10 protein-coding genes are annotated in these 10,185 nt (G+C 53.7%); 1 reads left to right on the plus strand and 9 read right to left on the minus strand.

Going from position 1 to position 10,185, the window contains the following annotated elements; all coding sequences use genetic code 11:
- Nucleotides 1–39 precede the first annotated feature (39 nt).
- Both AC2FLA_RS16495 and AC2FLA_RS16500 read right to left on the minus strand, forming a co-directional pair.
- A complete protein-coding gene (locus AC2FLA_RS16495) occupies nucleotides 40–1,620 on the minus strand; it encodes an ABC transporter substrate-binding protein (protein ID WP_496723604.1) in 1,581 nt (526 codons plus the stop codon).
- A gap of 169 nt (nucleotides 1,621–1,789) precedes the next feature.
- Nucleotides 1,790–2,761, minus strand: coding sequence for an alpha/beta hydrolase (locus AC2FLA_RS16500; protein WP_496723606.1), 972 nt, complete (start codon nucleotides 2,759–2,761; stop codon nucleotides 1,790–1,792).
- Nucleotides 2,762–2,994: 233 nt separating this feature from the next.
- On the opposite strand from AC2FLA_RS16500, the gene AC2FLA_RS16505 reads away from it, so the two are divergent.
- Nucleotides 2,995–4,155, plus strand: coding sequence for a nucleotide sugar dehydrogenase (locus tag AC2FLA_RS16505; RefSeq protein WP_496723608.1), 1,161 nt, complete (start codon nucleotides 2,995–2,997; stop codon nucleotides 4,153–4,155).
- A gap of 221 nt (nucleotides 4,156–4,376) precedes the next feature.
- Here AC2FLA_RS16505 and AC2FLA_RS16510 read toward each other — a convergent pair whose 3' ends face one another.
- The 7 genes from AC2FLA_RS16510 to AC2FLA_RS16540 form a co-directional block, all read right to left on the minus strand.
- Nucleotides 4,377–5,825: a mannose-1-phosphate guanylyltransferase/mannose-6-phosphate isomerase gene (locus tag AC2FLA_RS16510; protein WP_496723610.1), complete on the minus strand. Its 1,449-nt coding sequence runs from the start codon at nucleotides 5,823–5,825 to the stop codon at nucleotides 4,377–4,379.
- Nucleotides 5,826–6,007: 182 nt separating this feature from the next.
- On the minus strand, nucleotides 6,008–6,739 hold the full coding sequence (locus tag AC2FLA_RS16515) for a metallophosphoesterase family protein (protein WP_496723612.1): 732 nt from the start codon (nucleotides 6,737–6,739) through the stop codon (nucleotides 6,008–6,010).
- A 111-nt stretch (nucleotides 6,740–6,850) separates the two neighbouring features.
- Nucleotides 6,851–7,291, minus strand: a complete 441-nt coding sequence (locus AC2FLA_RS16520) for a hypothetical protein (RefSeq protein ID WP_496723614.1) — start codon at nucleotides 7,289–7,291, stop codon at nucleotides 6,851–6,853.
- A gap of 525 nt (nucleotides 7,292–7,816) precedes the next feature.
- Complete coding sequence (locus AC2FLA_RS16525) at nucleotides 7,817–8,977, minus strand: Hint domain-containing protein (RefSeq protein ID WP_496723616.1); 1,161 nt, start codon at nucleotides 8,975–8,977, stop codon at nucleotides 7,817–7,819.
- 219 nt (nucleotides 8,978–9,196) lie between these two features.
- Nucleotides 9,197–9,451: a hypothetical protein gene (locus tag AC2FLA_RS16530; RefSeq protein ID WP_496723618.1), complete on the minus strand. Its 255-nt coding sequence runs from the start codon at nucleotides 9,449–9,451 to the stop codon at nucleotides 9,197–9,199.
- A 361-nt stretch (nucleotides 9,452–9,812) separates the two neighbouring features.
- Complete coding sequence (locus AC2FLA_RS16535) at nucleotides 9,813–9,986, minus strand: hypothetical protein (RefSeq protein WP_496723620.1); 174 nt, start codon at nucleotides 9,984–9,986, stop codon at nucleotides 9,813–9,815.
- On the minus strand, nucleotides 9,983–10,185 hold a 203-nt coding region (locus tag AC2FLA_RS16540), incomplete at its 5' end, for a hypothetical protein (protein WP_496723622.1). The genes AC2FLA_RS16535 and AC2FLA_RS16540, both read right to left, overlap by 4 nt.

The raw sequence follows: 10,185 nt of genomic DNA on the forward strand, positions 1-10,185 counted from the left end.
GCAAAAATCGCGCCCTGTCTGATCGTCAAAGGTTTTGACTTACTTAATGGTGAAGTATTTGACCTTGGGCTGGTCTTCGGCATCCACGTCGATACCCACACCGTCGGCCATGCCCCAGTTCAGAACCTGGTGATGAATGGGGATGTAAAGCGCTTCGTCCTGCACCACACGCCAGATATCGGCGATATCGGCATTCCGGGCATCCAGATCGGTATTCGAGGCGAGCGACTTGATCTTCGTGTCCAGCGCGTCGTCCTGATAGCCGGTGCCGTTCCATGTGCCGATGTCGTCTTCGCGACCGTGGACAAGGAAGTTGAAGATGTATTCCGAGTCATATGTCGGAACACCCCAACCCAGCATGTAGAAATCTGTCTTGCCATCGGTGATCAGCGGGAAGTGCTGCGCCTTGGGCTTTGCGTCCAGATTCACGGTCACGCCGATCTGGCCCAACATCCCAACGGCCGCCTGGCAGATTCCTTCATCGTTGATGTATCGATCATTCGGGCAGTCCAACCGGAGCGAGAAGCCATCGGCATAACCTGCCTCTGCCATCAGTTCCTTGGCCTTTTCCAGGTTAGTGGCGGATTCGCCGTCCATCGCTTCGGTCCAGCCGTTCACGAAAGGCGGTGCGATCATGCCCGCAGGCTGCGATTGGCCGCGCATCACGACCTGCTTGATCGCATCACGGTTGATCGCCATCGACATCGCCTGACGCACTCGCACATCGGCCAGAGGGTTCTTGCCGTCTACGTTGTCTGCTTCGAGATCGTCCGCACCCTGGTTCATGCCAAAGAAGATCACACGGTTCTGTGGGGCTTGCTTGACCATCAGGCCATCGGCACCATTGACGCGGTCAATGTCTTGCACCGGCATATCCTGCAGGAAGTTCACCTCACCCGACAACATCGCCGCAACGCGGGTCGCAGCGTTCTGGATGGGGGTATAGACAATCTCGGTCACTTCCATTGGGAACTGGTCGATGCCCCAATAGTTGTCGTTGCGCACCATCACGGTTTTGACGTCAGGCTCGCGGCTTTGAAGGACATAAGGTCCCGTACCGTTGGCGTTGGTGGTGGCAAAGGTGATCTCGCCACCCTCGAAATCCTGCACATTGACAGTGTTGTTTGCCTCGGCCCAGCCTTTGTCCAGAATGAACAGGTTGGTCAGGTTCGACGGCAGGATCGGGTTCGGACCATCGGTGACGATCTCCACTGTGTAATCGTCCACCGCGCGCACTTCGGTGATCGAACCGATCAGTTCTTTCATGTCCGAATTAGGCTGCTTGGCCCGTTCAAAGCTGAACACCACGTCTTCGGCGTTGAAATCCGCGCCGTCATGGAACTTCACGCCTTCGCGCAGTTTGAAAACCCATACATTCGGATCATCGGCCTTGGGGCCCCATTCGGTCGCCAGCGCAGGCTCGAATGCTCCGGTCACGTCGCGAATGATCAGCGGCTCGTACATCTGGTGCCGTATTGTGTGTGACGGGCCTTCGTTTTGCGAGTGCGGATCCAGTGTCAGTGCATCACCAGCACGCGCCCATCGCAGCGTTTCAGCCGATGCGGCACCCGCCATCAATGCGGTCGCACTGGCAGCGATCATCAGGTTCTTCAGGATCATTATAATCTCCCCGTTTATTCGTTAGTACCGTCCCGTGGAACGGCAGACCGGTTTTGTCGGTCTTGGTAGTGCTGATCATCCAGATCATTCTAAAGGTTGCAACACCAGATTGTGAACTATTTGGATTTCCGATCAAATTTGAAAAGCCGACATATCGCGAACACCCGATTCAGCGCAGAATGACCGAGCGTTGATGCGGATCATCCGGGAAAACGCGCCCGGATTGGACGCATTGAAAAATATGCCGGAACACCAGGCCCGCCTCGCCGCCCGGCGAAACCGGACCAAAATACTTGTGGCCGGTGGGGGTGTCATAGGCCGTATTGATATCGTCGCAGTCGACCTGAAATATGTTATGCGGCGTCCGATCGATATTCTCTGGCCCCGTATGACCCAACCGGCGAGACGCCACTTTGTTCTTGAGGTTTGCTGCCTTGCTGGCCCGCAGCGCCAGATCGTCGGATGCGAAATAGACAACCACATTCCGCGACGCATGGCTGACCAGCACACCGGGCTCATGTTCATGCACGGTTTCATTGACGACATCTGCGGCGACCATGAATGTGTTGCGGAACAACAGCGGCACGCCCGACGCCAGATCATACCGATCCCATTCCATCAACGTCTGGCGCAAAACCCGATTGCCCATCGAATGCGCCAGAAGGTTGATCCGTTTCAGGCAGGGGGCGGATTCGGGCTCGTTATCCTCACTGTTGCGCCATTCCAGAAAACGCTCCAGCACCCGCGCAAAGGAAAAGCCGCTCTGGTCTGCGGATTTCTGATCATCCCAGTACTTCTGAACGATGCCTTGCTTGGCATCGCTGGGCCAGATCAGGGGCAATACCATCACCTCTTCAGGTTTGGCCTGATCGCAAAGACGCTGAAGCTCAGCCGTGGTTTCGAACACGTCGTCGGGCAGGTTATTGAACCCGTGAAGATACAGCAGGATCTGGCGGCATTTGTTGTCACGCACCCGCCGCAGCAGCTCTTTGCTGGTTATTTCGGTGTGATGTTCATCTTCGCCCTTTTCACAGTAAAACACCGAATTTGAAGGCGCATTGTTGTCCAGATCAAAGGTAAAACGGCGTCCTTTGCGGGTGCGAATACTCTGGGTCGGGAATCTGTTCGTGATAAAAAGCATGATAACCCCCTCTTGTTCAGGATGGAAACAGACTAGCAAGCCGGCCGCGCTGGTGACACAGAAAACCTGGAACCGTGGCCCTTACTTTGGTCGTGTTTATGCGAGCAGATTCATGTCGAGCGATTGGCAATACTCAAGCTGGTATCTAGGATGAATCGCACATACACATTTACATTCGGTAAGCAATACAGCAGTTGAAGTACTCACCGGCTTGCGAATATGAGGGCAAAGGAATGAAGATTGCAGTTGTAGGTCTTGGATATGTGGGATTGTCCAATGCGGTGCTATTCGCACAGAACCACGATGTCACGGCAATCGACATTTCTGAAGAGCGGGTACAAATGGTTAATTCCGGCCAATGCCCCATCGTCGATGCCGAACTGGAAGATTTTCTTGCCAACCGAACGCTTTCGCTCAGGGCTACTACGGAACCGGCCTTCGAAGATGCCGAATTCGTCATCGTGGCAACCCCGACGAATTATGACGCCAAATCCAACTACTTCGACACCTCAAGTGTCGAAGCCGTCGCCAAGCAGGTGAATGCGATCAACCCCACGGCCACCGTCATCATCAAATCGACGATTCCTGTGGGGTATATTCAGTCGCTGCGTTCCGATCTGGCCAGCGACAACTTCATTTTCTCACCGGAGTTCCTGCGTGAAGGGCGCGCGCTTTACGACAATCTGCACCCGTCCCGCGTGATCGTCGGCGAACGATCGGATCGGGCGCGCGTATTTGCCGAGCTTTTGCTTGAAGGTGCCGTGACCAAAGATGTGGACGTCCTTTTTACCGACCCGGATGAAGCCGAGGCGATCAAGTTGTTTTCCAACACCTACCTCGCCATGCGGGTGGCCTTTTTCAACGAGCTCGACAGCTACGCAATGGCCGGTGGCATGAACACCCGCCAGATCATTGAGGGTGTCTCGCTGGATCCGCGCATTGGTAGCCACTACAACAATCCGTCCTTCGGGTATGGGGGCTATTGCCTGCCAAAAGACACCAAACAGCTTTTGGCCAATTACAGCCATGTTCCGCAAAACCTTATTCGTGCCATCGTGGACGCGAACCGGACGCGGAAGGACTTTTTGTCCGATCAAATTCTGATGAAAGGCCCACGCGTCGTCGGTATCCATCGGCTGGTCATGAAAGTCGGTAGCGACAATTTCCGTCAGTCTTCCATTCAAGGCATCATGAAGCGACTGAAAGCCAAAGGCGTCGAGGTCATCGTTTATGAACCGACGTTGGAAGAGGATGAATATTTCCGCTCTCGTGTCGTATCGGATCTCGAAGCCTTTAAGTCCGAATCCGACTTGATCGTTGCCAACCGGCACAGCCCCGAACTTGAAGATGTCGCGGACAAGGTGTTCACCCGTGACTTGTTTGGCGCGGACTAGACGGTTTTCACTTGCTCTGCATTTCTGCGCAATGACATTATTGATTGGGTTGATAGGATCAAAAAACCGACGATCAGTTTTGTTTGGTAATCTAAGTTGACAAGGCCGCAACCCTTGCCGGCACGGCAATAGGCAACGCTTGCAGAATATAGTATGCGGCAGAGCGCGTGATCCCAGCCGCGCGTTTTCAAACCAATGTCACACTAAACTCGGTGCGCAGTTCAACCCTTGGTCCCCTGTCCGCGCGCGTATTTGTCTTCGTAGCGCACGATGTCATCCTCGCCCAGATACGTGCCGGTTTGCACCTCGATCAGGACCATCGGGACCGTTCCCGGGTTTTCCATCCGGTGCATTGCCCCAAGAGGGATATAGACAGATTGGTTCTCGGTCACCAATTGCTCACGATCATCGATTGTCACGCGGGCGGTACCCTCGACAACAATCCAGTGTTCGGATCGGTGGAAATGGCTTTGCAGGCTCAACGATGCGCCGGGGTGTACATAGATACGCTTGACCTGAAAACGCTCTCCGACCACCAGGCTTTCGAACCATCCCCACGGGCGGTGATCCTTCGGGAACGCCGTCGCCTGCGGCGCGCCTTTTTCCTTTAGCGTGCTAACCGCTTTTTTGACATCTTGCGCCCGCGACGCATCGGCAACCAGAACCGCATCATTCATCGCCACAGCGATAATGTTGTCCAGCCCGATACCCACGATTTCCAGCTGTTCGCTGTCCGACCGCAAAAGGGTGTTCTGGCAATCAATCGCCGTTGCCCCCCCACTGGTCACCACACCTTGTGCGTCCGGGCCGCTTTCGCGCCATACGGCGTCCCAGCCGCCCAAGTCCGACCATGCGGCGCCGAAGGGCACAACCGACAGGTTCGTTGCCTTTTCCATCACGGCATAATCGATCGAAATGTCTTCGGCCTGCGCCCAGCTTTCAGGGTCGAGACGCAGGAACCCCAGATCCTGCTTTGCTTTTTCCACCGCTGTCTTGACCGGCTCGATCATACCGGGGGCATGCGCCTGGAAGGCCGCAATGATGTCTGCCGCCCGGAACAGGAAAATCCCTGCGTTCCATTTGTAATTCCCGGCCTCCAGCATTTCTGTCGCACGGGCGAGGTCTGGCTTTTCGACAAATTTCTTCAACGGAACAGGCGCACCGTCACCGTCCGACCCAGCGGCCAGTTCAAGGTATCCGTACGCTGTTTCCGCATGTGTCGGGGTGATGCCAAAAGTCACCAGTTTGCCCTGCGCAACCGCCTCCAAACCCCGTGCAACGGCGGCCTGAAATTCAGCTGCATCCGGAACCACGTGATCGGAAGGGGCAACCAGCAATACAGCAGCCTCGTTCTTGGCAGAAGCATGCACCGCCGCCGCAAGAACCGCTGGCGCTGTGTTGCGGCCCTCAGGCTCAATCATGATCGTGCCGGGGTCAATTCCAATAGCCTGCAGTTGTTCTGCGACAATGAATCGAAAGTCCGAGTTGGTCAGAACCACCGGTGGTTCAAAATCCAATTCCGCGTTTGCCCCTGACAACCGGCGGGCAGATGCCTGAAACAGGGTCTCATCTCCTACCAATGGAACGAATTGCTTCGGGTAGCTCTTTCGAGACAAGGGCCAGAGGCGCGTACCGGAGCCCCCGCAAAGAAGGACAGGACAGATCAACATAAAATGCTCAATAATTTGACGCGGTTCCTAATTTTCCTATTGAAACCGTCATGACCTGACAAGGCTTGGCTTGATTTGGTCGAAAAAAAGGATGTCCTGTGCCGCGAGCGTGGGTGAGTTTCCGAAGCTGTGTACCATCGAGAATTTTGCGTGCTTTCGAACCTGGTTCGGCGTGAACGGCGCTAAGGACGGGCACTTATGAATGTAGGCTCACCACCGTCCAGGCAGACTGCAGTCAGTACGCCGGTGGCAAAGGCGCCGGTATCCACAGCAATCCGTCCGCGCCGTGCTGTGGCTTGATCGACAATTGTGTGACCATAAACAACCCAAACACCGTCTCGCCTGTCGGTAGTTCGAAATTCTGGATGGCCCCACATCAAAGTTTTTTCGGGTTGCTGATCGGCGGGCGTACTCGGATTTGCACCAGCATGCGTCACAAGGACGTTGCCGGAATAGTCAAAGGTCCTTAATTCCGCGATCCATTGGACCAGCTCAGGTCCCATTTCCGCCAAAAGATTGCCTCGGCAGGCGACCATTTCAGCAGCGGTCATCTCGGCGCGCACGTTCCGGACATCAAATGAAGCCAACGTCTGCAGGCCACCATAGCGCAGCCAGCGCGGGCCATATTCCTCAGGGTCACGCAGGAAATTCAACATCATGTCTTCGTGGTTTCCCTTCAGACAGATGAAATCCGGGCGGTCTTGGATCAGACGTAGAACGTCAGCACTGTTTTCGCCGCGATCGATATAATCTCCTACAAGGATGATCCGATGATCCCGAGGAATCTGAAGCAACAGTTTCTGCAACTGCTTTATGCAGCCGTGCACATCACCAATGACACAGGTCGGCGTATCCGGCATAGGAGCAGGAAAGACCGCGCGTCGCCCGAAACGTTGAATCAGCGATGACAGCACGTTAAGGGTGCCTCCTGAGTGGCTGCAGCGACCGGCTATCATTGAATTCATGGGTCGGCGGTCAAGACCCAAGGCGTCTAACATTTGCGCGCCGGTCTAAGCAAGCTTCATTCAGGCTGTCCGGCAGGCAGGAATTCCCATTCTGATGATCTCTGTGCCTTTTATCCTGAAAACGCCGTTGATCCGGTTACGCCCTTTTTCCATGAACCACGTCTTAAGCGGCTCGGGATAATACGCGGCCATGATGTGACTGAAATAGTCAAAGTCTTTTGGGGCAATCCGCCGGCCACTGCGCGAAGGTCCATGGAATCCAAATGTTGTGTCAGGGTTCACACAGGTTCCGGGAAGGCCCAGAAACATCGTGCAGGTTGAAAAGCAGACACGTCCCCGAATTTCGACTTGAATGCCGTTTTTCTGCAGATTTTCGATTTCGATCAAACGGTCATGCAGATAACCGCCTCGGTCGCTGCCAACAACCATCAGCCCGTCAGCTAACGTGGGCGAAGGGACAGAAGTCGCCGAGGTCAGTACTCCCGCAAACAGTGCCGCCACTATAGCTTTGATTCCGCGGTGCTTAGGTTTGCAATACGCTCTGGCCGACGCGCGCTGAGGGCGAAAAAGATTCCTTTTTTCCAGCATTTCGAAGCCTCCGATTCCAGTTGCGGACCGGATCAGAGGTAAAACCGCGTAGTGCGTTCCCTGTGAGCGGGAAAAGTCAAAATTATGTTTTAAATCAAAAGTTTAGTTATAGTTTTCTTAAACTTTTTGATTTCCGGCTGCTCTATCACCGGAGTTTGTTCAGCTGAAAGCAGTTCTGACCGCAAGCCTATCCAATTAGCATACAACCGTAGTTCAGCTCTGGTTCACAAATGCAGTGGGGACTTCGTTCGTATCGGCAAAAGCAGCGCGACAACTCGAACCCACATTGCACTTGGAGGACAAATTAGCAGAAATTTTCAATCGCGTCCAAAAGCCGGATGGGATGAAATGGATTTTACCGCCCAAGCGGTGATCAAGCGATCCTTCGGCAGCGCTCTCAAATCTCAAAAGTGACGTAAACAGGTCTGAGACAGATGATCAGCTATAAAGTGGCTTGTTGTTCACCTGGTGCCGTTCCACCAACTTACGCATATGCTTGCCCTTTTTGGGAATGTAGCGTGCGGAAATCGCCTCGAACTGCGGATCGCAACATTCGGGAAACAAGTCTTTGATTTCTTGTCGGGCTTCTGGAGATACAGTCCTGAGTGCCTCGGGGCCGGTAAACAAGCTTTCCGTCAGCGCCCCGTTGGACCAGATGAGCTCATGCCGATCGAACAGAATGTGAAAGTATTCGACGCTACCCGCGGTGTCGGGCAGAAAGTCGATGCCATCCAAAGGCAACAGCTTTTTTGCCGGTATCAAAACATCCTGACACTCAAACATGCGCATGGCGACAGCTGATGACACCAAAATGCGGTGCTGCTGGGACACAATTAGGTCCTGCTTTGGATACCCATCACCCAAGGCATTCACTCGGATTAGGATAGGCCGAAGCCGTGGCTGAGCTTCAATCTCTTCACGGCTCAGTTTACGCGATCCGACCCAACGAACCGGTTTAAATCCGTGATCCTGGGTGAGAACCTGATCGCCTCCCCGCAGATCCTCTATCGGAACTGGCCCTTCCTGTGTTTCGATCAATGTTCCGGCCGCAAAGCACAAAACGTCCACAAACTCGCCGTCTGCATTTGTGGGGCCGGTCACGGACTGGTCGATGGTAATGGTGTTCGACCCGGTATCGTTCCAAGCGTCTGCAATTGCGGCGGAATTTACCGTCATTCCGTTGAACAATTCCAGCGGTACAAGCGCGCCGTTATCTGCCTTCACGCCAAAGAGTTGGATTGTTCCGTCCGGCTCAACGACCAAACGAACAACTGGTTCACCGTTGGTGTTTCCAAGCTGCCAAACAGCTGGTGTATCGATTTCGTACCTGTCCCCGTCAGCAAAGCGAACAGTTTGACCCTCGGTACCATTGACTTGTCGTTGGAATTGCAGCTCATTCGGCGCACCTGCGGGTCCTCCAACAAACAAATCCACACCATTGATCTGCAGGCTAAAGCTGTTGTCGAGAGAGTCGAAATCAATATCAAAACCGCCACCAGGAGAAGTATCGGTGAACGTAGTACCAACGCCGCCAGAGATGTTGAAGTTTGCCATGTTGCTTTCGACCTGCCCCGAAAAATTGATGTCTTTTTTTGCCACTTAGGTCGGCTTACCAAATCATGATATGGCTTGTTTCTGTTCATTGGGGAAGATTTTTCGTAAATTTCGCCGCCCCTTCGCCCAAATCTGTAGAATTACTTGTGCGAGGTCATGAACCTGAGCCCGCGAGATTACCTTGCCTTGCGTCCCTGCTCGGTCAGTTGGCGGCAACACACCGACATGGCGTTGCTTGCCAATAAGTAAGAAATTGGAGCGGCATCAAACCGCGACAGATTCAAAGCGCTCCCAGTACCTCCAATAGTTGGGCCGCCTTGCGCCGTTTTCTCCACTTCCCAATCTGCCACCGGCAGCATTCTTTGGAGAAAGGCTGTCTCGTTGAACGTAAACGGGTGAATATGAGGGTTCGATATTGGCGTCTGTCGGTGGTATTCGGGCTTCCAGACCCCAAAGCTCATGCGTCGCATATTCGGAAAAGCTGTTCTGGTCGTCGTATTTGACCATTTTGCCGAACATCAATTTGCCCCAGTTAGTTACTTCTTTCAGGTGTTCTAGTATTTGATTTTCATCTCCGCTTCCAATCCACGCGTCTATTGCCCGACCGGGCCAAATAGTTGCTAAACGGCTGGAAAAGAGCGCCGGTAGCACGAAGATAGAAAACCAGCAAAGGTCGCATTGGCGCTCTCTACCCTTGGATGCACTTACTCCGTAGCTGCGGCTGGTGCAGCTTCATCACCCCCTGCATCCTCACCGCCTGACCTCATCATGAAGATAGCTAAGACAACAACAATCACTGCAGCGATTATTATGTAGTTCCTGTTCATATCTATTCTCCTAGAACTGTGAGCAGCACCCACGGCGATGCGATGCCGCAGATTTAGGCAATGGCTTGCTTGTCGGGCGCCATGTTGGAAAGCTGCTCGTAGTGTTCGACCGCCGACAGGTACTCTTCCAGCTGCTTACCCTCGTCAGTATCAGGCTCAGAATCCCAAAGGTATTCAATCTCCCGGAGAGCAGCACGGTACTCGGTTAGGGTGCGAACAATGGTCATGGCATTACCTCAAAGAATAAATCAATGCTTGGACTCATACCTGAAAACGCGCGATTCTGGTAGGTGCCTGGCCAGGGAGTATGTAAAGTACAGGAAATTCTCTCGCACTGAATTCGATATTCTTGTCTGACGTCAGGGCCAATGGGACAGTTTAGGTCGCTTTGATAAGAGAGGTTTTCTGGCACATCGTAACCACCAA

The organism is Ruegeria sp. CDSA033, assembly GCF_059612305.1.